Here is a 21,749-nt window from a genome sequence, read left to right on the forward strand (position 1 = left end):
GGCCCCGATCGACTACCCCTGAACCCAAGGCAATCACAGGCGGACCGGCATGAAGTTCTTCCTGATCGCGGGCGAGGCCTCGGGCGACCAGCTTGGCGCGGCCCTGATGGCGGGGCTGAAGATCCTTGATCCGCAGGCGGAATTCGTCGGCGTGGGCGGGCCTGCCATGCAGGCGCAGGGGCTGGACAGCCTGTTCCCGATGGACGAACTCAGCGTCATGGGGCTGATGGAGGTCCTGCCGAAATACCGCGCGCTGAAGCGGCGCATCGCCCAGACCGCCGCCGCCGTGACAAAGGCCGCGCCCGACGCGCTGATCGGCATAGACAGCCCCGATTTCTGCCTGCGCGTGGCGCGTCTGGCCCGACCCGGCAATCCAGACCTGCCGATGATCCACTATGTCGCGCCGTCGGTCTGGGCGTGGCGGGCGGGGCGCGCGCAAAAGATGGCACGCGTCATCGACCATGTGCTGGCCATCCTGCCTTTCGAGCCGCCCTATATGCAGGCCGCCGGCATGACCTGCGATTTCGTGGGCCACCCCATCGCGACCGAGGCCGTCGCAGGCCCCGATCAGGCGGCCCTGTTCCGCAACGCCCACGGCATCGCGCCCGAGACGCCGCTGGTCCTGTGCCTGCCCGGATCGCGCCGGGGCGAGGTCGCCCGTCTTGGCGCCCGCTTTGACGAGGCGCTGATGCGCCTGCGCGACCGGGTGCCGGAAATCCGCGTGGCGCTGCCCACCGTGCCGGGCGTGGCGGGGATGGTGCGCGAGATGACGCGCCGCTGGCCCACCGCGCCCATCGTCATCGAAGAGGCAGACGAAAAGCGCGCGGCCTTTGCCGCCGCCGATCTGGCGCTGGCGGCCTCGGGGACGGTCAGTCTGGAACTGGCGGCGAACCGGGTGCCGATGGTGATCGGCTATGACATGGCGCCGCTGAGCCGCCTGATCATCGGCTTCCTGCTGCGGACCGACACGGTCACGCTGGTCAATCTGGTCAGCGAGACGCGCAGCGTGCCGGAATTCCTGGGCCGCGCCTGTCAGCCCGACCCGCTGGCGCGCGCGCTGCAACAGGTGCTGGAGGACCCCTCCGCCCGCATGGCGCAGCTTGACGCGATGGAGCTGACCATGGAGCGGCTGGGCCGCGGGGGCGAGGCGCCGGGCCTTCGCGCGGCGCGCTCGGTCCTGACCGCGATCAGAGAACGGCGGTCACGATGATCTCGACCTTGTAGTCGGGCGTCGCCAGAGCCGATTCGCCGGTCGCGCGGGCGGGGGTGTGGCCCTGCGGCACCCAGGCATCCCAGACCGCGTTCATTTCCGCGAAATCGGCCATGTCGGCCATCCAGATCTGCGCCGACACGATGCGCGTCTTGTCGGTCCCGGCCTCGGCCAGCAGCGCGTCGATCTGGGCCAGCACGGCCTTGGTCTGGTCCGTCACCGAGGTGCCGGGCTCGCCCACCTGCCCGGCCAGAAAGACGAAGCCGTTGGCGATGACCGCCTGGCTCATGCGGGGGCCGGTCTCGATGCGTTTGATGTCGCTCATGTTCATGCTCCTTGAATGAGACGCCAGAAGAAGATCGCGGTCATGCCGAAGCCAACAAAGGCGATCAGCAGCCGCAGGATGTGCCGGGGGATGCGCCGCGCGACGGGCGCGCCCGAATAGCCGCCGATGATCGTGCCAAGCGCCATGATCGCGGCCGGACCCCAGACGATGCTGCCGCCCGCCGCAAAGACGGCAAAGGCGATCACCGACAGCGCGAAGCTGAGCCAGCTTTTCAGCCCGTTCATCTGGTGCAGGTCGGTCATGCCCCACATGGCAAAGACCGCCAGCATGATGATGCCCAGCCCGCCGTTGAAATAGCCGCCATAGACCGCCATCGGCAACAGCGTGCCAAGCCCGAACGGCGTCACCATGCTGCGCCAGCGCGAGGCCGCCTGGCGCACCTGATCCGACCATGTGAAGACCACCGTCGCCAGCAGCAGCAGGAACGGGACCAGCATGGCAAAGCCCTCGTTCGAGCTGACCATCAGCAGGCCCGCACCCACCGCGCCCCCGGCCATCGTCCAGATCGTGACGCGCAGCAGGGGCGCGCCCTCCATCGCGCGGATGTCGCGGCGAAAGCCCCAGGCGGCGGCCAGATAGCCGGGCAGGGCGGCCACCGTCGTCGTGGCATTGGCCGCGACCGGCGGCACGCCCGTGAAGACCAGCGCGGGAAAGGTGATGAAGGTGCCGCCGCCCGCAACCGCGTTCAGCATGCCCCCCAGCACGCCCGCAACGAAAAGCAGCACGATATCGAACATGGTTGCCTTTCGCTGGCGGGCAGATTCGCGGTCGGCAGACGCTAGCCCCCGGCCGAGGCAGGGGCAAGCAGCCGCGGGCATCCAGGATGCTTGCCGATGTTCTACGCTTGTTCTATCCTGCCCGGATGAACGCCCCTTCTAAGAATGCCCTTCTTCTGCCCGCCACGCCCGGCCAGCGCCTTGCGCGCGGGGTGGGGCGGCTGTTGCGCAGCCTGGATCATGCGGTGCTGACGGAATTCGTGCCTGCGCGCGGGCTGCGGGTGGATGTGATGAGCCTTGGCCCCCGGTCCGAGATCTGGGTGGTCGAATGCAAGAGCAGCCGCGCTGATTTCACCGCCGACCGGAAATGGCAAGGCTATCTGGACTGGTGCGACCGGTATTTCTGGGCGGTTGACGCCGATTTCCCCGCCGATCTGCTGCCCGAGGGGACGGGCCTGATCCTTGCCGACCCGTTCGGGGCCGAGATCGCGCGCATGGCGCCCGAAACACGCCTGCCCGGCGCAAGACGCAACCGACTGATGCGCGATTTCGCGCGGGCGGCGGCCCTGCGCTTGCAGGCGGCCGCCGATCCCGGCGCGTTCAGCGGCGCCTAGGCTTGGCGCCGTCGCGGGCGACCTCGGCGGCGGCGATCAGTTCCTCGGCGATCTCCATCGCCTCGTCGGGGTCGAAATCCATCGGCAGGTCCACGCCCTCGCCCTGGATGTAGATGCGGACCATGCCCTGATCCGTCGGGCCGATCTGCAGATTCGCGGTGATGTCGCTTTCGCTGTTGATGCCCACGGCTGGTTCCTTTCTGCGGTTGGCACTTTCTGTAGCGCGGACGCATTTTCGCGGCAAGCAGGGCTTGCAACGGGACGCCGCCGGGGCTAAAGAACCGCCCTGTGCCGCCTTAGCTCAGTTGGTTAGAGCGCTAGATTGTGGATCTAGAGGTCGCCCGTTCGAGCCGGGCAGGCGGTACCATCCTCCTTTCATTGCGACGTGACGTTCCGCGACCCAGGGCCGCGTTTTTTCTGCGTGTGCAGCGGAACATTCTGTCGCAGGCCCGTGTTGGTGCTTCGAAGGTGACAAGACAGCCTGAAAGGATGAACACCATGGCACAGAACATCTCTGCCGACGACGCGGCACGCGACGCCAAGGCCGCCACCCGCGAGGCGCGCGACGATCTGGAACGGGGCGCCCGCAAGGTTGGCGATCAGGTCCGCGAAACCGCGCGTGACCTTGCCGACAATTCCGGCGCCGAGCGCCTGAGGGAGCGCGGTGCCGAACTGGCCGACGGCGCGATCGCTGCGGGCCGCGAATATGCCGACAAGGCCCGCCACGAGGCCGAGCGTCTCTACGAAACCGGCCAGCGCCACGCCCATGACGCTGCCGCCTATGCGGAAGAACGCTATGACGAAGTGACCGAGATGGTCCGCCGCAATCCCGCGCAGGCCCTTGGCATCGCGGCCGGGATCGGCTTTCTGGTCGGCCTGCTCGTCTCGCGTCGCTGAGGCGCGGCATGTTCGACTTCGCGCATAAGATGCAGCTTGCGGTCAAGGACCGCCTGCGCGGGACCGGGCTGAAGGTCGGGGCGGGCATTCTGGGTGCGGTGGCGCTTGGTTTCCTCGTCGCGGCGCTCTGGTCCTTCCTGGCCCATGAATTGGGCTGGGGGTCGACGCTGGCATCGCTTGCCGTGGCCGGTCTGCTTCTGGTTCTGGCGCTGGTGCTGATCGTGGCCTCGAAGCCGCGCCAGCCCATGCCCACCAGCGACGATCTCAAGCGCGAAGTCGAGGCCCGCCTGTCGCTGGCCGCAGACATCGCGGCGGACCGTGCCCGGACCGAGGCCGCACGTGTCATGGACATGGCCGGCAACAAGGCTCATGCGGTCATGGACGAGGCCAGCTATCGCGCCTCGAAGATGGCCAATGACGCGGAACGCCGGGTCTTCGGCACGGTGCGCGACACGATGCAGGCGGTCGGCCTGACGCCCGAACGGCGCCGCGACGCCAAGCGCAGCGTCCGCAACGCCTCGGCCAGCGCCAGACGCGCGGCCAATACGGATGCGGGCAGCATGGCCAAGCTGATCGGTGCCTTTGCCGTCGGTGTGGCCATCGCCTCGAACCTTTCGGAACGGCGCAAGCGGCCCGATATCGACCCCGATGACCTGCCCTGATCGGGCGGCGAACACGAGCACGTAACAGGGGCGGCGCGAGCCGCCCCTTTGTGCATCACGCGCGGCGCATCAGCGGCGGGGTCGCGTCCTCCCGCAATGCATGGACAAGCGAGGTGATATCATCCGATGAGAAGGGCGCGGGCAGGCTGAACCAGCCCCGCGCCCTGACGGCCTCGACCGGGTCCGAGCCCAGGCGCAGAACCAGCCGCCAACCTCGCGCGGCGGCCATCCCACCCAGGCCACAAGCATCGATCTCGGCGATCGAGGCTTTGGTGATGATGACGGGCCTTGTGGCGCGGTCGTCCAGATGGTGCAGGATCGACATGCACCCATCCATGTCGGGCGTCCGCAGGCACAGGCAGTCGAGACAGGCATCAAGCAGCCCGCAGCGCAGATCGCCGGCGATGAAGCTGTCCCGTTCGATGATGATGAAGCAGGGGACCGAATGTTGCATGATGCCTCATCCTTCCACCGGAAGGCGAGTGGGGCAAGATGATCTTTGTCAGTCCGTGGAACAGGCGGCGCGCGCCCGCCCGACATGCGGCGCGGGCGCGACCCTTCGAGGGGCGCGCCCGGCGCGGTCAGGCATTGGCTTCGCGGATCTTGTCTGCTGCGGCCTTGTCATAGGAGACCGAGTTCTGGTCGAACATCTGGTCCAGCTCGCCCGACAGCGTCATCTCGGTGACGATGTCGCAGCCGCCCACGAACTCGCCCTTGACGTAGAGCTGCGGGATGGTCGGCCAGTCCGAGAAGTCCTTGATCCCCTGGCGGATATCGGCATCGGCCAGCACGTTCACGTCCTGGTAGCTGACGCCCATGTAGTTCAGCACGCCCGCCACGCGGCTGGAAAAGCCGCATTGAGGCATTTCGCGGGTGCCCTTCATGAACAGCACGACGTCATGGCTGTCGATCAGTTCGCGGATACGGGTCGTCACATCGCTCATGGCGGCTGTCCTTGTCTTGGGCCGCGTCGGGCGCGGGCCGGTCATCTGGAAAAGGCTCGGCCCCTATTCGGGGGCCTTGGTCGTCAGCGCAAGGGCGTGCAGATCGCCCGACGGGCCGTCCATCTTGCCCTGAAGGGCCGCATAGACCGCGCGCTGCTGCTGCACCCGGTTCAGGCCGCGGAAGCTTTCGTCGATCACCTCGGCTGCGTAGTGGTTGCCATCGCCCGCAAGGTCCGTGATCGTGATCCGGGCCTGCGGAAACGAGGCGCGGATCAGAGCCTCGATCTCATGCGCTTCCATCGCCATTATGCTGTCCTCGCTGTCCTTGCCTTTCAGATTTAGGCCAAGCGCGTGGCCCCCGCAAGGGCGGGGACCAGCTGTCGGGACAGGTTCGCGTCGTCAGTTCGCGGTGGCTGCGCCGACGGTGCCGCCGACGATGGCGCCCGCCGGGCCTGCCAGCACCGCGCCGCTGGCGCCGCCGGTCGCGGCGCGTTCGGTCGGATTGTTGCCGCAGGCGGCAAGGGTCAGCAGCGCGGCGGCGCAAAGGCCCGCCAAAAGGCGCGGGGTGCGATAGGTCATGTCAGGGTTCCTTTCGTCTGGGGGCGCCTGTCGGCGCGGTCACATGAACCAGACGTCTCGGCAGGGGCGGGGGTTCCGCCTCAATCCGCGCGGACCGCCATGACCCGACCCGCATCCAGGTCCTTGACGTAATCCACCGCGCGCCCGTCCCAGTGATAGGCGTAATGCGCGCCCTGCACCGGGATCGGCACCAGATCGGGCCAGAAGAACGCCACGCAGCGCCCGCCGGGCCGGCGCAGGCTGGGCCAGGTGATGCCGTTCGCCCCCTCGGCCCGCCGCCTTGCGCCGTAATCCCACGAGGCGCGGTAATCGACCGGGTCCAGCAGCGGCGCCATCCCGGTCACGTCGTCCAGATCGGCATCGACATGCCCGACCAGTTCCCGGAAATGCGAGGTCCAGCCCGGCGGCTGATCGGTCGCTGCCATGAACAGCGCGTGGTGGTGGATCGTCTCGGCCAGAGCGACCTCGGAACTATCGCCCGCATAGTAAAGCCCGTAACTGCCGTCCGAGAACCGCCCCGGCCGCGCGGTCGAGCAATGGACGAAGGGCGCCATCACCCAGCTTGCGCCGGGGCCCGAGACACGCCGCGCGGGCGGCACCTTGGTCAGATCACCCAAGGTTTCGCGCAGGCGGGGGTTCAGCTTGGCCTCGGCCGAGGCCAGAGCCTCCCAGTCGGCGGGGTCGGCGATGTCCTCGAACAGGTCGATCGGCGGATGGATCGAGCGGATGATGCGGACGCTGCGTTGCCACGTGACCCGGCGTAGAGGCGCGATCACCACGCGCCCCGTTCAGCGTCCAGATAGGCGCGCATGTCGATCAGGTCGGTGATCTCGCCGCGTAGCATCACATCCAGCGCGCTGACGCCGCCAAGCGCCGCGTTGGGGCGCCTGATCCAGTCATAGCCGCGCGCGGGATCGGCAAAGATGATCCGCAGCGCCTTGTGAATGCCCATCAGCACCGCCATGCGCGTCCGCAGGTCGCGGTCGATCCGGCCGATATCGCCCGCCTTCCAGCGCGCCCAGGTCCGTGGCGCCATGTCCCCCAGCAGGATGCGCGCCTCGGCATCGCTCAGTGACCATGCGCGGAACAGGTTCACGGTTGCACGCGCGAGGGCCGCGGCCTCGGCCTCGGTGATGGCGGGCAGGTCGGGGCGTGGTGCGATGTTTTGGATGGCGGCAAATTGCATGGCGTCCTCCTTTGGCATCAATATATGATATGATCGCCAAATGGCAAGGTCACTTGGCCCCCAGCAGATCGGCCAGCAGCGGATTGCCGAAACGCCGCCGCCGGGTCACGGCCAGAAAGCTCTCGCTGATCCCGTCAAGCCGTGCGGCCTCGCGCAGAAGGCCCGCGCCGATCTCGTCGCGCACGACGATGGGGGGCAGGACCGCCAGACCCGCATCCTCGCGCACCAGAAGGCGCAGCATCGCCATGTCGTCGGCCTCAGCCGCGACAAGGGGCGTGATGCCCAGCCGTGCCAGCATCGCGTCGATTGAGGCCCGCAGCGCCGTGTCGCCGGTGGGCAGGATCAGCGGCTCCTCGGCCAGAAGCCGCGCCAGAGGCCGCGTATCGGCGCCGATCCGGGCGGGCGTGCCGATCAGGCTGACGGGCTGTTCGGCCAGATGATGGATCAGCCAGGGGCTTGCCGCATCGCCCGGCGGCGCCAGATTGGTCAGCACCACGTCCAGCGTCAGCGCATCCAGCCCCCGCAGCAATTCCGCCAGCGAACCCGAGCGCAGCACCACCTCGACATCCGCCCGCCCGATCACGGGCGCCAGGAACTGAAGCTGGAAGTTCCGCGACAGCGTGGCCAGCGCGCCCACGCGCAGGGCCTGCCGCCCCTGACCGGTCTGTCGCAGAGTCGCGGTCAGATCGTCGGCGGTGCGAAAGATCGCCTCGGCATGGTCCAGCGCGATATGGCCGGCCTCGGTCAGCACGAGGCCCCGGCCGCGCCGTTCGAACAGGTCATGGCCAAGCGAGGCCTCAAGCGCGCGTAGCTGCGTGGACAGGGCCGATTGCGACAGGTTCAGCCGCCGCGCGGCCCCGGTCAGCGTGCCGTCCAGCGCGACGGCCCGGAACAGGCGCAGGTGGTGCAGGTTCAGCATGACACATCCATGAAACAGAACGATCACGCCGAAAATATGTAATTTTATAAAAGTCACGCAAGTCCTAACTCTGCGCCATCAGCAATCGGAGTGTTCCCGGATGATCCTGTTCCCCTTTCTGGCGGCCCTTGCGCCGCTGATCCTGCTGGCGGTGGCGGCCTCAACACTGGCGCGGCCCGGTGCGCGACCGGGCGCGCTGCCCCGTCAGGCCGAACTGGCCGCGCTGGCCGCGCTGGCCTTGACGGGCGCGGCGGCGCTTCATGCCGCGTTGACCGGCGCGCAGGTCCTGTCGGTCGGGCAGGGCGCGGCGCAGATCTCGCTGCGGCTTGACGCCGTCAGCTTCACGCTGGCGCTGCTGGTCGGCTTCGTCGGCTGGGTCGTGATCCGCTATTCCCGCCGCTACATGGACGGAGAGCCGCGCGAGGGCGCCTTTCACGGCCTGACGCTGACGGTGCTGGCGCTGGTCCTGGTGCTGGTGCAGGCGGGTAGCCTTGCCGTGCTGCTGGCGGCCTTCATCGGGGTGGGGATCGGGCTCAGGCAGCTTCTGCTGTTCTACGCAAGCCGCCCCGAGGCGCGGCGCGCGGCCGCCAAGTTCACTCTGGTCTGGGGCATGGGCGATCTGGCGCTGATTCTGGCGGCGATGCTGCTCTGGTCCTCGTTCGGTACCGCCGATCTGGCGCAGATCTCGGCCCTTGCGGCCTCGGGTCTGGACCTTCCGGCGCGGATCGCGGTCGGGCTCTTGGTGCTGGCGGCGCTGCTGAAGACGGCGGCCTTCCCCCTGCATGGCTGGCTGACCGAGGTGATGGAGGCGCCGACCCCCGTCTCGGCGCTGCTGCATGCGGGCATCATCAATGCGGGCGGCGTGCTGCTGATCCGGCTGGCCGATCTGGTCCAGGCCAGCCCCGGCGCTATGGCCGCGCTGGTGATGGCGGGCGGCATCACGGCGCTGTTCGGCGCGGTGGTCATGCTGACGCAAAGCGCGGTCAAGACGGCGCTGGCATGGTCCACGGTCGCGCAGATGGGCTTCATGCTGCTGCAATGCGGTCTGGGCCTCTGGGCGCTGGCGCTGCTGCATATCGTGGCGCATTCGCTTTACAAGGCGCATGCCTTCCTGTCCTCGGGCGGGGCGGTGCAGGCGGTGGCTGCGGCCCGCAAGCCGGGGCCGGTCGCGGTGCCGGGCCTGCGCGCGGTGGGCCGGTCCTTCCTTGCGGCGCTGGCGCTTTACGCGGCGATGGGTTGGGTCTTTGCGGCGCTTGGCGCGCCCAAGAACCCGCAGGCGCTGGCGCTGGGCGCGATGCTGATCTTCGGCGTGGCCTATCTGGTCGCCCAAGGTCTGGCCGACAGCGCGCCCGCGGCGCTGACGCGGCGCATGGTGACGGCCTCGGGCGCTGCGGCGCTGGCCTATTTCGGCTTTCACGCGCTGGCCTCGCTGGCCTGGGGGGCGCATCTGCCCGCGACCCCGCAGGCGGGCGCGCTGGAATGGGCGCTGATCGTGCTGGCGGTCCTGTCCTTCGGCCTCGTGGCCTTTGCGCAGGCGCTGTTCCCGCTCTGGGCGCATCACCCTGCGGCGGCGGGGCTGCGCGTCCATCTGGCCAACGGGCTTTACCTGAACGCGGTCCTTGACCGGCTGATCGGCGGCTTCCGCCGGTCCGGCGCCACCCAAGCCAAAGGAGAGGCATGATGTTCCTCAAACCCATCGAGATCGCGCCCCGGCGCGCCACCGACCTTCTGGCCGCAGCCGAGGCCGCAGCCCGCGCCATCCCCCCGGCATTTCCGCTGGACGCGACCGTCGCCGTGAACCCGATGCTGGGCCAGACCGGCGAGGATCTGGCTACCGCCGCCGCAAGGCTGGCGCGGGTCTCGGGCGCGCGGATCATCCCGGACCGGGCAGGCCACGCGGCAGCCGTCGCGTCAGGCGCGATCACCGACACCGACCTGGAACAGGCGCTGGCTGCGTCCCCTTGGGCGCTGAAACCTGCCAGCCTGCAGGCGCTGAAGGCCGCGATGACGCGGCCCGCCGCGCCTTTGCGCGCTCTGCCCAGCCTGGCCGAGCTGGCGGCACAGGCCGACGGCATCGACTGGCCCATGGTCATCACGCGCAGCATCGGCTTGTGGGCTGCGGGGCATTTCGACCGGGGGCAGGCGCTCTGGACGCCCGCGCCGGGGCGGGGTGCGCTGGCGGGCTGGCGCGATTGGGCCAGCCATGACCTGACGCCCGAAATCGCGGGCCTCGGCGGCTTTTGCGCCCATGTCGCGGCCAGTCCCGACACGGCCGAACGCGCCATCCTGCGGGCCTGCGACGCGCTTGGCCTGTCCGAGGCCGCCGCGCCGACCCTCTTTCACGCGCTGCTGATCCAGCTTGGCGGCTGGTCGCAGCACGCGCGCTGGCTGCTCTGGCAGGCCGAGATGCAGGGCGGCTCGGATGCGGCGCTGACCGACCTGCTGGCGATCCGCCTGATCTGGGACGAGGCGCTTCTGGCCCGCGACCCGGCGCTGGCCGCGCGTTGGGCCGAGGTGGTCGCCGCGCATGAGGCGCCCGTCGCCCCCGATGCCGACACCGTGCTGGACACGATCCTGCAGGACGCCGCCGAACGCGCCCATCAGCGCAGGCTGGCGGCGCTGCTCAGCGGTCCGCGCCCCGCGCCCGCCCGGCCCGCCATGCAGGCAGCCTTCTGCATCGACGTGCGGTCCGAGGTGTTCCGCCGCGCGCTGGAGGCGCAGGATCCCGGCATCCAGACTCTTGGTTTCGCGGGTTTCTTCGGCCTGCCCGTCGCGCATCTGCCGCATGGCAGCGACCGCGCCGAGACGCATCTGCCGGTCCTTCTGAACCCCGCCATGACCGCGACCAGTCACGCCGCCCCGGCGATCGAACAGCGCGCCCGGATCGGCGCGCGTGCCGAACGGGCTTGGGGCCGCTTCCGGCAGGCGGCCGTCTCGTCCTTTGCCTTTGTCGAGGCGGCGGGCCCGGCCTATGGGCTGAAACTGCTGGGCGCGGCGCTTGGCCGGGCGGGCGCGCATCCGGGCCACGGCCCCGCGCCGCGTCTGGACCCGGCCCCCGATCCGGCGACCAAGGCCGATACCGCCGCCGCCGTCCTGCGCGCCATGAGCCTGACGCGCGGTCATGCGCGGCTGATCCTGCTGGTGGGCCACGGCGCCCATGTGACGAACAACCCTCACGAAAGCGGCTATCATTGCGGCGCCTGCGGGGGGCAGACCGGTGCGGTCTCGGCCCGGCTGCTGGCGGGGCTGCTGAACGATCCCGAAACGCGGGCGGGCCTGCCTGCGCGGGGGATCGATCTGCCCTCGGACACGCTGTTCGTGGCGGGTCTGCATGACACGACGACCGACCGGATCACCCTGTTCGACGAGGCGCTGCCGCTGTCGCACCGCGCCGACCTGACGCAGGGGCGCGCCTGGCTTGACCGCGCGACAGGTCTGGCGCGGGCCGAACGCGCCGCGCGCCTGCCCGGCGCCAGCGCGGCGACCATCGCCAATCGCGCCCATGACTGGGCCGAGATCCGCCCCGAATGGGGCCTTGCGGGTTGCGCCGCCTTCATCGCCGCCCCGCGCGAGGCGACGGCGGGCCGCGACCTGTCGGGCCGGGCCTTCCTGCACAGCTATGACTGGCGGCAGGATGACGGTTTCGCCACGCTGGAGCTGATCCTGACCGCGCCGGTCGTCGTGGCCAGCTGGATCAGCCTGCAATATTACGGATCGGCTGTCGCGCCCGACATCTTCGGTGGCGGCAACAAGCTGATCCACAACGTCGTCGGCGGGATCGGCGTCGTGCAGGGCAATGGCGGGCTCTTGCGTCCGGGCCTGCCCTGGCAGGCGATCCATGACGGCGAGGCATTGGCGCACGAACCGTTGCGCCTCAGCGTCATGGTCGAGGCGCCGCTGGACGCCCTGTCCGAGATCCTGTCGCGCCATGATGGGCTGCGGGCGCTGTTCGACAACGGATGGCTGCACCTGCTTGCGCTGGAGGATGGCCGGATCTCGGCCCGCTACAACAGGCATGGCGGCTGGCTTCAGATGTAGCGGTGCCAGATCGCAGCGGCTCTGGCCGCCGCGGTCGCAGAGGTCCTCTGGACGGGCAGGGCGCGACCTGCACCATGCCGCGTTACAGCATTCCCGCCGAGGATATGCGGCGGTCAAAGCGGGGGTCGGGGCTTTCGCCCCGGCGAGACCGTTCAAAAGCGCAGGCCCGTCCCAAACGGGACGGGCCTGCGTGGCAGGGTGCGGCCGCCCGGCCCGGAGCATGGTCTTCCGGGCGGCCTTGACGCGCTATTCGGCGGTCAGAAGAGGCGTCTTCGTCTTGCCGAGGCGCGGCGTCTCGGGGCCGGTGATGTCGAAGGCGGGCTTGTCCTCCTCGATCTTCACGCGGACCATGCCCCCCTTGGTCAGACGGCCGAACAGCAACTCCTCGGCCAGAGGCTTCTTGATGTACTCCTGAATCACGCGTCCAAGCGGGCGGGCGCCCATCCGGTCGTCGTAACCCTTTTCGGCCAGCCAGTCGGCGGCTTCGGGCGTCAGCTCGATATGGACGTTGCGGTCCATCAACTGCGCTTCCAGTTGCAGCACGAACTTCTCGACAACGTGGACGACCACCTCGCGCGAGAGAGGCGCGAAGCTGATGATCGCGTCCAGACGGTTGCGGAATTCGGGCGTGAAGGTCCGCTCGATCGCGGCCGTGTCCTCGCCCTCGCGCCGGTCGCGGCCAAAGCCGATCGCGGCCTTGGCGGCATCGGATGCGCCCGCATTAGAGGTCATGATCAGGATCACGTTGCGGAAATCGACCTGCCGCCCGTTATGGTCGGTCAGACGGCCCGCATCCATGATCTGCAGCAGGATGTTGTAGACATCCGGATGCGCCTTCTCGATCTCGTCCAGCAGCAGCACGCAATGCGGGTGCTGGTCCACGCCGTCGGTCAGAAGCCCGCCCTGATCGAAGCCCACATAGCCCGGAGGCGCGCCGATCAGGCGGCTGACCGCGTGTTTCTCCATGTATTCCGACATGTCGAAGCGCAGGAGTTCCACACCGAGGGTCGAGGCCAGCTGCTTGGCCACCTCGGTCTTGCCGACGCCGGTCGGGCCCGCAAAGAGGTAGTTGCCGATGGGCTTTTCAGGCTCGCGCAGGCCAGCCCGCGCCAGCTTGATGGCCGAGGACAGCGCCTCGATCGCCTTGTCCTGGCCGAAAACCACGCGCTTCAGCGTGCTTTCCAGATCGCGCAGGACCTCGGCGTCGTTCTTGCTGACATTCTTCGGCGGGATGCGGGCGATCTTGGCCACCACGGCCTCGATCTCCTTGGGGCTGATCGTCTTGCGCCGCTTGCTTTCCGCGACCAGATGCTGCGCGGCCCCCGCCTCGTCGATCACGTCGATGGCGCTGTCGGGCAGCTTTCGGTCATTGATGTAGCGCGAGGCCAGTTCCACCGCCGACTTGATCGCCTCGTTTGTGTAGCGCAGGTCGTGGTGCTTTTCGAAATGCGGCTTGAGGCCCATGAGGATCTTGATCGTGTCCGGGACCGAAGGCTCGTTCACGTCGATCTTCTGGAACCGGCGGCTCAGCGCGCGGTCCTTTTCGAAGTGCTGGCGGTATTCCTTGTAGGTGGTCGAGCCCATGCAGCGCAGCTTGCCGCCCGCCAGCGCGGGCTTCAGCAGGTTCGAGGCATCCATCGCCCCGCCCGAGGTCGCCCCCGCGCCGATCACGGTATGGATCTCGTCGATAAAGAGGATCGCGTCGGGATGGGCCTCAAGCTCTTTCACGACGGCTTTCAGACGTTCCTCGAAATCGCCGCGATAGCGGGTGCCGGCCAGCAGCGCGCCCATGTCCAGCGAAAAGATGGTGGCGCCCGCCAGCACGTCCGGCGTCTCGCCGCGCGTGATCTTCAGCGCCAGCCCCTCGGCAATCGCGGTCTTGCCCACGCCCGGATCGCCCACCAGCAGCGGGTTGTTCTTGCGGCGGCGGCAGAGAACCTGGATCGCGCGCTCGACCTCAGATTCGCGGCCGATCAGCGGGTCCACGTCGCCCTTGCGGGATTTCTGGTTCAGATCGACGCAATATTTGCCAAGCGCCGTCTCGTCCTTGGCCTCGGGCGCGGCTTCGGCCTTCTGCTCGGGCTCTTCGGCGCCGATGACCTTGCGCGGCTCGTTGAAGGACGGGTTCTTGGCCACGCCATGCGCGATGAAGTTCACCGCGTCGTAACGCGTCATGTCCATTTCCTGCAGGAAATAGGCCGCGTTCGATTCACGTTCGGCGAAGATGGCGACCAGGACGTTGGCGCCCGTCACCTCTTGCCGACCCGAGCTCTGGACGTGGATCGCGGCGCGCTGGATCACCCGCTGGAAGGCCGCGGTCGGCACCGCCTCCGAGCCTTCGACATCGGTGATCAGCGTGGACAGATCGTCCTCGATGAAATCGACCAGCGTGCTTCGCAGCTCGTCCAGATCGACATTGCAGGCCCGCATCACCTTGACGGCGTCCGGTTCCTCGGTCAGCGCCAGCAGCAGGTGTTCCAGCGTCGCCAGTTCGTGGCGATGCTCGTTTGCCAGCGCAAGAGCCTGGTGAATGGCCTGTTCCAGGGTGGTCGAGAAACTTGGCACGGGTCGTCTCCTGTCAGTCGGCTGGCGGTATGGGCCGCGTTCTGCCCACCTGCCCAGACTGTCACGATGTGATTAAGATTTGGTGGATTTCGCCCGGCATCAAGAGGCAATTCGTCCCATGCCGCCGTTTTTCCCACGGATGAGGCAGATGTGATGCGGCGGGCATCGTTTCAAGGGCAGGGCCCGCATCGTGATGGTCAGAACGCATCCTTCATGCTCCTCAGCCGGGCGAAGACCGCCGCGTCATCCGCGCCTTCCATCCCCAGCCCCCCGCGCAACGCGTCAACGCGCAGAAAGGGGTTCGTCGCCCGTTCCAGAGCCAGCGTCGCCGGCGCGCAGGGGCTCTCCGCCTCGGCGATGGCCCGCATCCGCTCGCGCAGCGCCGCATTGTCGGGATCGACCGTCAGGGCGAAGGCTGCATTGCCGCTGCAATAATCGTGCCCGGAGCAGATCAGCGTCTCGCCGGGCAGGGCGTCCAGCCGCGACAGGCTGGCCCACATCATCGCGGCGTCCCCCTCGAACAGGCGCCCGCAGCCCATCGCCATCAGGCTGTCGGCGGTGAAGGCCAGCGCGCTTTGCGGGAAGTGAAAGGCCAGATGCCCGATCGTGTGGCCCGACACGTCGAGGATCTCGACCGGCTCGCCCAGAACCTCCAGCGGCTCGCCGGGAACCAGGCTCACATCCAGCGGGGGCAGGCGATGGGCGTCCGCCGCCGCCCCGATCACACGCGCCCCGGTGGCCGCGACCAGTTCGGGCACGGCCTGAATGTGGTCGTCATGGTGATGGGTCAGCAGGATCGCATCCAGCCCCCAGCCGCGCACCGACAATTCGGTCAGGATGGGCTGCGCCTCGGGCGCGTCGATCAGCACGGTTCCTGCCTCGGAATGCAGCAGATAGGCGTAATTGTCGCGCAGACAGCGCAGCGTGACCAGATCCAGCGGCATTGGCAAAGCCCTCTCCTTGTGGTCCTCTAGCCTGACAAATGCCGGGCCGGGGCGCAATGCATCACGACATCGACCAGTTGAGACGCTTCTACTACCAGCGCGCATTGGGCCGCGTGGTCCAGCGCATCCTGCGCGATCGGCTGACGGAACGCTGGACACCCGCCGCGACGACGGGGATGAACGTCGCGGGCTACGGCTTCGCCGCGCCGCTTCTGCGGCCCTATCTGGCCCATGCGCGGCGCGTCACCGCGCTGATGCCCGGCCAGCAGGGGGTCATGGCCTGGCCCGCGGGCCTGCCCAACCATTCGGTCCTCTGCGACGAGACCGCCTGGCCGGTCGAGACCGGCAGCATCGACCGGCTGGTCATGCTGCACGGGATCGAGGGCAGCGAGCATCCGCGCCAGCTTCTGGCCGAGGCATGGCGCTGCCTGGGGCCGGGGGGGCGCGTCATCGTGATGGTGCCGAACCGCGCCGGGCTCTGGGCCGCGTCCGAGCGCACGCCCTTCGGTTCGGGGCGGGCCTACACGGCCGGCCAGATCGAGACCCAGATGCGCCATGCGGGCTTTCAGCCGGAATGGCACGGCTCGGCGGTCTATATCCCGCCCTCGGACCGCCGCTTCTGGCTGCGCAGCGCGCAGTTCTGGGAACGGACCGGGCTGAGGATCAGCCGCGTGCTGATCGCGGGCGTGGTGCTGGTGGAGCTGGCCAAGCAGAGCCGTGCGCCGGTCGGGCCGGGTCTGAAGATCCGCGTGCCGAGCCCGCTCGAAATCCTCGACGGTGTCGCCCGGCCCCTGCCGGGCCGCGCGGCCCCGGCATCGCGCGCGCCCGCCCTGACGCGCAGGGCGACCCGAGCGCCCGAATCCCCGCCCGACGCGGCGGGCTGAGTCGGCGCCGATTCCCGACCGGAAATGCCGCTTTTCAACCAGGTGCGACAGCCTGCCGCAGGATGGAACCCCCGCCGAAAGGGGGGTGTTGGCGCTATCCACAAGGTCAAAACAGGTCAGCCGCGACCTTTGTCGCACAGGCTCGCATCTGCGTGTGCATGACGGTTGCCGGGCGGTGAAACTGCTGCTAGAGACGCCGCAGAATTCCGGGCGGCCCTCCAAAAGCCGCGCGACCGCGACCCGCGCCCCATGACAGACCGGATTTCGCATCCGGCCCGCCAGTGGGGTTTGCGCAAACCGTAAAGGATGACCGTGGCCAACTCTGTTTCCATGTCCCACAGCATCGCCGGGCGTTACGCGCAGGCCGTTTTCGACATCGTGATGGCAGAGGGGCAGATCGACAGCCTCGCCCGCGAGACCGAGAGCCTGGCCGCCGCCCTGGCCGACAGCGCCGATCTCCGCGCGCTGATCTCCAGCCCGAAATACTCCCGCGCCGAACAGGCCACCGCCATCGCCGCGATCGCGTCGAAGATGGGCCTGTCGCCGGTCATGGCCAACACGCTGCAGCTGATGGCCAAGAACCGCCGCCTGTTCGTGCTGCCGCAGCTGGCCGAGCGCCTGGCCGCGCTGATCGCGGATGCGCGCGGCGAGGTCACCGCCGAAGTCACCAGCGCCGTCGCCCTGAGCGACGAGCAGCAGGAACGGCTCAAGGCGACCCTGGCCGAGAAATCGGGCAAGACGGTCAAGCTGAACACGCGCGTCGATGAGACCCTCATCGGCGGCATGATTGTCAAGTTGGGCTCGCAGATGATCGACAGCTCGGTCCGCTCGAAGCTCGCTTCCCTTCAGAATGTCATGAAAGAGGTCGGATAATGGGAATCCAGGCTGCCGAGATTTCGGCGATCCTCAAGGAGCAGATCAAGAATTTCGGCCAGGACGCCGAAGTTGCTGAAGTCGGCCAGGTGCTGTCGGTCGGCGACGGGATCGCCCGCGTCTATGGTCTGGACAAGGTCCAGGCCGGCGAGATGGTGGAATTCCCCGGCGGCGTCCGCGGCATGGTTCTGAACCTCGAGACCGACAACGTCGGTATCGTGATCTTCGGCGATGACCGCCAGATCAAGGAAGGCGACACCGTCAAGCGCACGCGCTCGATCGTGGACGTTCCGGTCGGCAAGGGCCTGCTGGGCCGCGTCGTGGACGGCCTCGGCAACCCGATCGACGGCAAGGGCCCGATCGAGGCGACCGAGCGTCGCGTGGCCGACGTCAAGGCCCCCGGCATCATGCCGCGCAAATCGGTGCACGAGCCGATGGCGACCGGCCTCAAGTCGGTTGACGCCATGATCCCGGTCGGCCGTGGCCAGCGCGAGCTGATCATCGGTGACCGCCAGACCGGCAAGACCGCCATCGCCCTGGACACGATCCTGAACCAGATGAGCTATAACGGCCGCGAGGCCGAGGGCATGAAGACGCTGCACTGCATCTACGTCGCCGTGGGTCAGAAGCGTTCGACCGTCGCCCAGCTGGTCAAGAAGCTGGAAGAAACCGGCGCCATGGCCTACACGACCGTCGTCGCCGCGACCGCCTCGGACCCCGCGCCGATGCAGTTCCTGGCGCCCTATTCCGGCACCGCGATCGGCGAATATTTCCGCGACAACGGCATGGACGCGCTGATCATCTATGATGACCTGTCCAAGCAGGCCGTGGCCTACCGCCAGATGTCGCTGCTGCTGCGCCGTCCGCCCGGGCGCGAAGCCTATCCGGGTGACGTGTTCTACCTGCACTCGCGCCTGCTCGAGCGTTCGGCCAAGCTGAACGAGGATAACGGCGCCGGTTCGCTGACCGCTCTGCCGATCATCGAGACGCAAGCGGGCGACGTGTCGGCCTATATCCCGACCAACGTGATCTCGATCACCGACGGCCAGATCTTCCTGGAAACCGAACTGTTCTTCCAGGGCATCCGCCCGGCCGTGAACACCGGTCTGTCGGTCAGCCGCGTGGGTTCGGCCGCCCAGACCAAGGCGATGAAATCCGTCGCCGGTCCGGTCAAGCTGGAACTGGCCCAGTACCGCGAGATGGCGGCCTTCGCGCAGTTCGGCTCGGACCTCGACGCCGCGACGCAGCGCCTGCTGAACCGCGGTGCGCGCCTGACCGAGCTGATGAAGCAGCCCCAGTATCGCCCCCTGACCAACGCCGAGATCGTCATCGTGATCTATGCCGGCACCAAGGGCTATATCGACAACGTCCCCGTCAAGGAGGTCGTCGCCTGGGAAGAGGGCCTGATCCAGTTCCTGCGCAGCCAGAAGTCCGACCTCTTGGACGACATGACCCGCAACGACCGCAAGGTCAGCGGCGATCTGGAGAATGCGATCAAGGCGGCGCTGGACGAATACAACCGCACCCGCGCCTGAGAGGGGGAATAGATGCCCAGTCTCAAGGATCTCAAGAACCGGATCGGCAGCGTCAAGAACACGCGCAAGATCACCAAGGCGATGCAGATGGTCGCCGCCGCCAAATTGCGCCGCGCGCAAGAGGCGGCGGAAGCCGCGCGCCCCTATGCCGACCGCATGTCGGCCGTCATGGCTGGCCTGACCGCGAATGCGGCAGGCCAGGCGGGCGCGCCGCGCCTGCTGGCCGGGACGGGCAGCGATCAGCGTCACCTGCTGGTGGTGATGACCGCTGAACGCGGCCTTGCCGGCGGCTTCAACAGCTCGATCGTCAAGCTGGCCCGCCAGCATGCCGACCGTCTGCGGGGCGAAGGCAAGCAGGTCGCGATCCTGACCGTCGGCAAGAAGGGCCGCGAGCAGCTGAAACGCGATTACGGCGATCTTTTCGTGCATCACGTGGACCTCTCCGAGGTCAAGCGCGTGGGCTACGACACGGCGCGCATTATCACCGACGACCTGCTCCAGCGCTTCGACGCGGGCAGCTTCGACGTGGCGACGATCTTCTATAACCGCTTCGAGACCGTGATCAGCCAGATCCCGACCGCGAAGCAGGTGATCCCCGCCGAGGTGCCCGCGGATGCGGCCCCCGCCAACGCGCTCTATGAATACGAGCCGGGCGAAGAGGAATTGCTGGCCGAACTGCTGCCGCGCTCGGTCGCGACGCAGATCTTCGCCGCGCTTCTGGAAAATGCGGCGTCCGAACAGGGCGCGCGGATGAGTGCCATGGACAACGCCACGCGCAACGCGGGCGACATGATCGACCGGCTGACGACGCAGTACAACCGCTCGCGTCAGGCCGCGATCACCACGGAACTCATCGAAATCATTGCGGGCGCCGAGGCGCTCTGACCGTAACGCAGAGGTGAAACATGGCAGAGGCCACTGGTAAAATCACGCAGGTGATCGGCGCCGTCGTTGACGTGCAGTTCGACAACCACCTGCCCGCGATTCTGAACGCGCTGGAGACCGAGAACAACGGCAAGAAGCTGGTTCTGGAAGTCGCACAGCACCTGGGCGAGAACACCGTCCGCACCATCGCCATGGACGCGACCGAAGGTCTGGTCCGCGGCGAGGCCGTGCGCGACACCGGCGGCCCGATCACGGTGCCGGTCGGCGACGTGACGCTTGGCCGCATCCTGAACGTCGTGGGCGAGCCCGTGGACGAGGGCGCATCCATCACCGCGACCGAGACCCGCGCCATCCACCAGCCCGCGCCCGACTTCGCGGCGCAGGCGACCTCGTCGGAAATCCTTGTCACCGGCATCAAGGTCATCGACCTGCTGGCGCCTTACTCCAAGGGCGGCAAGATCGGCCTGTTCGGCGGCGCCGGCGTGGGCAAGACCGTTCTGATCATGGAACTGATCAACAACATCGCCAAGGTGCACTCGGGCTATTCCGTGTTCGCAGGCGTTGGTGAGCGGACCCGCGAGGGCAACGACCTCTATCACGAGATGGTCGAGTCGGGCGTTATCGTCCCCGACAACCTGACCGAATCGAAAGTGGCGCTGGTCTACGGCCAGATGAACGAGCCCCCGGGGGCGCGGATGCGCGTGGCGCTGACCGGCCTGACGCTGGCCGAACAGTTCCGCGATGCCTCGGGCACCGACGTTCTGTTCTTCGTCGACAACATCTTCCGCTTCACGCAGGCGGGTTCCGAGGTGTCGGCGCTTCTGGGCCGCATCCCCTCGGCCGTGGGCTACCAGCCGACGCTGGCCACGGACATGGGCGCGATGCAGGAACGCATCACCTCGACCAAGAACGGCTCGATCACCTCGATCCAGGCCGTCTATGTTCCGGCCGACGACCTCACCGACCCGGCGCCTGCCACGACCTTTGCCCACCTCGACGCCACGACCGTTCTGTCGCGCGCGATCTCGGAACTGGGCATCTACCCGGCCGTGGACCCGCTGGACTCGAACTCGCGCATCCTGGACCCCGCCGTCGTCGGCGAGGAGCATTACCAGGTCGCCCGTGACGTCCAAGGTATCCTGCAAAAGTACAAGTCGCTTCAGGACATCATCGCCATCCTCGGGATGGACGAACTGTCCGAAGAGGACAAGCTGACCGTGGCCCGGGCGCGCAAGATCCAGCGCTTCCTGTCGCAGCCCTTCGACGTGGCCAAGGTCTTTACCGGTTCGGACGGCGTGCAGGTTCCGCTGGAAAAGACCATCGCCTCGTTCAAGGCCGTGGTTGCCGGCGAATACGATCACCTGCCCGAGGCCGCCTTCTACATGGTTGGCGACATCGAGGAAGTGAAAGCCAAGGCGCAGCGTCTGGCCGCCGAAGCGGCATAAGGGGGCAAGATGGCCGATACGATGCAGTTCGACCTCGTGTCGCCGGAACGGAGGCTTGCCTCCGTTCCCGTGCGCGAGGTGCGCCTGCCGGGCAGCAATGGCGATCTGACCGCCATGCCCGGCCATGCGCCCGCGATCGTCACCCTGCGCCCCGGCATGGTCGTGCTGGTCGGTGCCGACGGTTCCACCAGCGAATTCGCCGTGACCGGCGGCTTTGCCGAGATCAACGCCGAGTCGGTCAGCCTGCTGGCCGAACGCGGTCATCCGCGCGCCGAACTGACGCAGGCTGTCTATAACGACATGCTGGCCCAGGCCCGCCGTGCGCAGCAAAGCGCCGAATCGCGCCGCGAGCATGTGGGCGAAGAGGCCGTGACCGCCGCCGTCAAGCTGGTGGGCGACATGGTCGCCATGGGCACGCATATCGGACTGGACCCGAACCAGTCCACCGTGCCCGACTGATCGCCGGAAAACGCTTCAGCGCGCCCTCGGGCGTCGCGGCATCGGCCC

The 21,749-nt window shown here is 68.0% G+C and carries 24 protein-coding genes and 1 tRNA gene; 13 read left to right on the plus strand and 12 right to left on the minus strand.

All coding sequences use genetic code 11. The features are described from left to right. Positions 1 to 49 precede the first annotated feature (49 nt). Entirely contained in the window at positions 50 to 1,210 is a 1,161-nt protein-coding gene (gene lpxB, locus ACTZWU_RS03195) for a lipid-A-disaccharide synthase (RefSeq protein ID WP_444735916.1), read from the plus strand. Here the strand turns inward: lpxB and ACTZWU_RS03200 are convergent. Both ACTZWU_RS03200 and ACTZWU_RS03205 read right to left on the minus strand, forming a co-directional pair. After that, positions 1,188 to 1,535, minus strand: a complete 348-nt coding sequence (locus ACTZWU_RS03200; RefSeq protein WP_444735917.1) for a RidA family protein — start codon at positions 1,533 to 1,535, stop codon at positions 1,188 to 1,190. The two genes, lpxB and ACTZWU_RS03200, sit on opposite strands and share 23 nt — an antisense overlap. 2 nt (positions 1,536 to 1,537) lie before the next feature. Continuing rightward, positions 1,538 to 2,293, minus strand: a complete 756-nt coding sequence (locus ACTZWU_RS03205; RefSeq protein WP_444735918.1) for a sulfite exporter TauE/SafE family protein — start codon at positions 2,291 to 2,293, stop codon at positions 1,538 to 1,540. A 125-nt stretch (positions 2,294 to 2,418) separates the two neighbouring features. Between ACTZWU_RS03205 and ACTZWU_RS03210 the strand changes: the two genes are divergently transcribed. Continuing rightward, the gene (locus ACTZWU_RS03210; RefSeq protein WP_444736413.1) at positions 2,419 to 2,886 is read left to right on the plus strand and encodes an MmcB family DNA repair protein; all 468 of its coding nucleotides are present in this window, start codon (positions 2,419 to 2,421) and stop codon (positions 2,884 to 2,886) included. Here the strand turns inward: ACTZWU_RS03210 and ACTZWU_RS03215 are convergent. Next, positions 2,873 to 3,073 carry a DUF6324 family protein gene (locus ACTZWU_RS03215; RefSeq protein ID WP_444735919.1) on the minus strand — a complete coding sequence of 67 codons (201 nt, stop codon included), beginning with the start codon at positions 3,071 to 3,073 and terminating at the stop codon, positions 2,873 to 2,875. The genes ACTZWU_RS03210 and ACTZWU_RS03215 overlap by 14 nt on opposite strands. A gap of 103 nt (positions 3,074 to 3,176) precedes the next feature. Between ACTZWU_RS03215 and ACTZWU_RS03220 the strand changes: the two genes are divergently transcribed. The 3 genes from ACTZWU_RS03220 to ACTZWU_RS03230 all read left to right on the plus strand — a co-directional run bounded on the left by ACTZWU_RS03220 (position 3,177) and on the right by ACTZWU_RS03230 (position 4,445). Next, positions 3,177 to 3,253: transfer RNA gene (locus ACTZWU_RS03220), tRNA-His, on the plus strand. A gap of 131 nt (positions 3,254 to 3,384) precedes the next feature. Then, positions 3,385 to 3,783 (plus strand): DUF883 family protein, encoded by a 399-nt coding sequence (locus ACTZWU_RS03225; protein WP_444735920.1) that lies wholly within the window; start codon positions 3,385 to 3,387, stop codon positions 3,781 to 3,783. A gap of 8 nt (positions 3,784 to 3,791) precedes the next feature. Continuing rightward, positions 3,792 to 4,445: a phage holin family protein gene (locus ACTZWU_RS03230; protein WP_444735921.1), complete on the plus strand. Its 654-nt coding sequence runs from the start codon at positions 3,792 to 3,794 to the stop codon at positions 4,443 to 4,445. Positions 4,446 to 4,500: 55 nt separating this feature from the next. Here the strand turns inward: ACTZWU_RS03230 and ACTZWU_RS03235 are convergent, their stop codons facing one another. From ACTZWU_RS03235 to ACTZWU_RS03265, 7 genes are all read right to left on the minus strand, one after another. Beyond that, positions 4,501 to 4,899, minus strand: a complete 399-nt coding sequence (locus ACTZWU_RS03235; protein ID WP_444735922.1) for a hypothetical protein — start codon at positions 4,897 to 4,899, stop codon at positions 4,501 to 4,503. Positions 4,900 to 5,026: 127 nt separating this feature from the next. Next, positions 5,027 to 5,389, minus strand: a complete 363-nt coding sequence (gene grxD / locus ACTZWU_RS03240; RefSeq protein ID WP_444735923.1) for a Grx4 family monothiol glutaredoxin — start codon at positions 5,387 to 5,389, stop codon at positions 5,027 to 5,029. A gap of 63 nt (positions 5,390 to 5,452) precedes the next feature. Next, positions 5,453 to 5,695, minus strand: a complete 243-nt coding sequence (locus ACTZWU_RS03245) for a BolA/IbaG family iron-sulfur metabolism protein (RefSeq protein ID WP_444735924.1) — start codon at positions 5,693 to 5,695, stop codon at positions 5,453 to 5,455. A gap of 93 nt (positions 5,696 to 5,788) precedes the next feature. Next, positions 5,789 to 5,968 carry a hypothetical protein gene (locus ACTZWU_RS03250; RefSeq protein ID WP_444735925.1) on the minus strand — a complete coding sequence of 60 codons (180 nt, stop codon included), beginning with the start codon at positions 5,966 to 5,968 and terminating at the stop codon, positions 5,789 to 5,791. Between the two features lie 80 nt (positions 5,969 to 6,048). Beyond that, a complete protein-coding gene (locus tag ACTZWU_RS03255) occupies positions 6,049 to 6,744 on the minus strand; it encodes an RES family NAD+ phosphorylase (protein WP_444735926.1) in 696 nt (231 codons plus the stop codon). Next, entirely contained in the window at positions 6,741 to 7,154 is a 414-nt protein-coding gene (locus tag ACTZWU_RS03260) for an MbcA/ParS/Xre antitoxin family protein (protein ID WP_444735927.1), read from the minus strand. Before ACTZWU_RS03260 ends, ACTZWU_RS03255 begins: the two co-directional genes overlap by 4 nt. Before the next feature lie 49 nt (positions 7,155 to 7,203). Then, positions 7,204 to 8,073 (minus strand): LysR family transcriptional regulator, encoded by an 870-nt coding sequence (locus ACTZWU_RS03265; protein WP_444735928.1) that lies wholly within the window; start codon positions 8,071 to 8,073, stop codon positions 7,204 to 7,206. A gap of 100 nt (positions 8,074 to 8,173) precedes the next feature. On the opposite strand from ACTZWU_RS03265, the gene ACTZWU_RS03270 reads away from it, so the two are divergent. Together ACTZWU_RS03270 and ACTZWU_RS03275 are read left to right on the plus strand one after the other, a co-directional pair. Then, positions 8,174 to 9,754, plus strand: coding sequence for a proton-conducting transporter transmembrane domain-containing protein (locus ACTZWU_RS03270; RefSeq protein WP_444735929.1), 1,581 nt, complete (start codon positions 8,174 to 8,176; stop codon positions 9,752 to 9,754). Continuing rightward, positions 9,754 to 12,111, plus strand: coding sequence for a YbcC family protein (locus ACTZWU_RS03275; protein WP_444735930.1), 2,358 nt, complete (start codon positions 9,754 to 9,756; stop codon positions 12,109 to 12,111). The genes ACTZWU_RS03270 and ACTZWU_RS03275 overlap by 1 nt, the downstream gene beginning before the upstream one ends. Positions 12,112 to 12,357: 246 nt before the next feature. On the opposite strand, the gene clpA is transcribed toward ACTZWU_RS03275, so the two are convergent. Together clpA and gloB are read right to left on the minus strand one after the other, a co-directional pair. Then, entirely contained in the window at positions 12,358 to 14,676 is a 2,319-nt protein-coding gene (clpA, locus tag ACTZWU_RS03280) for an ATP-dependent Clp protease ATP-binding subunit ClpA (RefSeq protein WP_444735931.1), read from the minus strand. Between the two features lie 197 nt (positions 14,677 to 14,873). Beyond that, entirely contained in the window at positions 14,874 to 15,620 is a 747-nt protein-coding gene (gene gloB / locus ACTZWU_RS03285; protein WP_444735932.1) for a hydroxyacylglutathione hydrolase, read from the minus strand. Positions 15,621 to 15,676: 56 nt separating this feature from the next. Between gloB and ACTZWU_RS03290 the strand changes: the two genes are divergently transcribed. From ACTZWU_RS03290 to ACTZWU_RS03315, 6 genes are all read left to right on the plus strand, one after another. Further along, on the plus strand, positions 15,677 to 16,504 hold the full coding sequence (locus ACTZWU_RS03290; protein ID WP_444735933.1) for a class I SAM-dependent methyltransferase: 828 nt from the start codon (positions 15,677 to 15,679) through the stop codon (positions 16,502 to 16,504). Between the two features lie 306 nt (positions 16,505 to 16,810). Then, the gene (locus ACTZWU_RS03295; RefSeq protein WP_444735934.1) at positions 16,811 to 17,377 is read left to right on the plus strand and encodes a F0F1 ATP synthase subunit delta; all 567 of its coding nucleotides are present in this window, start codon (positions 16,811 to 16,813) and stop codon (positions 17,375 to 17,377) included. Next, a complete protein-coding gene (gene atpA / locus ACTZWU_RS03300; protein WP_444735935.1) occupies positions 17,377 to 18,912 on the plus strand; it encodes a F0F1 ATP synthase subunit alpha in 1,536 nt (511 codons plus the stop codon). Before ACTZWU_RS03295 ends, atpA begins: the two co-directional genes overlap by 1 nt. Before the next feature lie 12 nt (positions 18,913 to 18,924). Then, on the plus strand, positions 18,925 to 19,797 hold the full coding sequence (locus ACTZWU_RS03305) for a F0F1 ATP synthase subunit gamma (RefSeq protein WP_444735936.1): 873 nt from the start codon (positions 18,925 to 18,927) through the stop codon (positions 19,795 to 19,797). Positions 19,798 to 19,817: 20 nt separating this feature from the next. Next, positions 19,818 to 21,242, plus strand: coding sequence for a F0F1 ATP synthase subunit beta (atpD, locus tag ACTZWU_RS03310; protein ID WP_444735937.1), 1,425 nt, complete (start codon positions 19,818 to 19,820; stop codon positions 21,240 to 21,242). 9 nt (positions 21,243 to 21,251) lie between these two features. Beyond that, complete coding sequence (locus tag ACTZWU_RS03315) at positions 21,252 to 21,701, plus strand: F0F1 ATP synthase subunit epsilon (RefSeq protein ID WP_444735938.1); 450 nt, start codon at positions 21,252 to 21,254, stop codon at positions 21,699 to 21,701. The last annotated feature ends 48 nt before the right edge of the window (positions 21,702 to 21,749 follow it).

Source organism: Paracoccus sp. NSM (assembly GCF_052379855.1).
In the GTDB taxonomy this organism is placed as follows: Bacteria; Pseudomonadota; Alphaproteobacteria; order Rhodobacterales; family Rhodobacteraceae; genus Paracoccus.

Coding starts and splice junctions, on each gene's coding strand:
- ACTZWU_RS03290 (WP_444735933.1), top strand. CDS start 15,677: ATGCATCACGACATCGACCAGTTGAGACGCTTCTACTACCAGCGCGCA.
- ACTZWU_RS03205 (WP_444735918.1), bottom strand. CDS start 2,293: ATGTTCGATATCGTGCTGCTTTTCGTTGCGGGCGTGCTGGGGGGCATG.
- ACTZWU_RS03225 (WP_444735920.1), top strand. CDS start 3,385: ATGGCACAGAACATCTCTGCCGACGACGCGGCACGCGACGCCAAGGCC.
- ACTZWU_RS03265 (WP_444735928.1), bottom strand. CDS start 8,073: ATGCTGAACCTGCACCACCTGCGCCTGTTCCGGGCCGTCGCGCTGGAC.
- lpxB (WP_444735916.1), top strand. CDS start 50: ATGAAGTTCTTCCTGATCGCGGGCGAGGCCTCGGGCGACCAGCTTGGC.
- gloB (WP_444735932.1), bottom strand. CDS start 15,620: ATGCCGCTGGATCTGGTCACGCTGCGCTGTCTGCGCGACAATTACGCC.
- ACTZWU_RS03305 (WP_444735936.1), top strand. CDS start 18,925: ATGCCCAGTCTCAAGGATCTCAAGAACCGGATCGGCAGCGTCAAGAAC.
- ACTZWU_RS03200 (WP_444735917.1), bottom strand. CDS start 1,535: ATGAGCGACATCAAACGCATCGAGACCGGCCCCCGCATGAGCCAGGCG.
- ACTZWU_RS03260 (WP_444735927.1), bottom strand. CDS start 7,154: ATGCAATTTGCCGCCATCCAAAACATCGCACCACGCCCCGACCTGCCC.
- atpD (WP_444735937.1), top strand. CDS start 19,818: ATGGCAGAGGCCACTGGTAAAATCACGCAGGTGATCGGCGCCGTCGTT.
- grxD (WP_444735923.1), bottom strand. CDS start 5,389: ATGAGCGATGTGACGACCCGTATCCGCGAACTGATCGACAGCCATGAC.
- ACTZWU_RS03245 (WP_444735924.1), bottom strand. CDS start 5,695: ATGGCGATGGAAGCGCATGAGATCGAGGCTCTGATCCGCGCCTCGTTT.
- ACTZWU_RS03275 (WP_444735930.1), top strand. CDS start 9,754: ATGTTCCTCAAACCCATCGAGATCGCGCCCCGGCGCGCCACCGACCTT.
- ACTZWU_RS03270 (WP_444735929.1), top strand. CDS start 8,174: ATGATCCTGTTCCCCTTTCTGGCGGCCCTTGCGCCGCTGATCCTGCTG.
- ACTZWU_RS03315 (WP_444735938.1), top strand. CDS start 21,252: ATGGCCGATACGATGCAGTTCGACCTCGTGTCGCCGGAACGGAGGCTT.
- ACTZWU_RS03250 (WP_444735925.1), bottom strand. CDS start 5,968: ATGACCTATCGCACCCCGCGCCTTTTGGCGGGCCTTTGCGCCGCCGCG.
- ACTZWU_RS03230 (WP_444735921.1), top strand. CDS start 3,792: ATGTTCGACTTCGCGCATAAGATGCAGCTTGCGGTCAAGGACCGCCTG.
- ACTZWU_RS03295 (WP_444735934.1), top strand. CDS start 16,811: ATGACCGTGGCCAACTCTGTTTCCATGTCCCACAGCATCGCCGGGCGT.
- ACTZWU_RS03235 (WP_444735922.1), bottom strand. CDS start 4,899: ATGCAACATTCGGTCCCCTGCTTCATCATCATCGAACGGGACAGCTTC.
- atpA (WP_444735935.1), top strand. CDS start 17,377: ATGGGAATCCAGGCTGCCGAGATTTCGGCGATCCTCAAGGAGCAGATC.
- ACTZWU_RS03210 (WP_444736413.1), top strand. CDS start 2,419: ATGAACGCCCCTTCTAAGAATGCCCTTCTTCTGCCCGCCACGCCCGGC.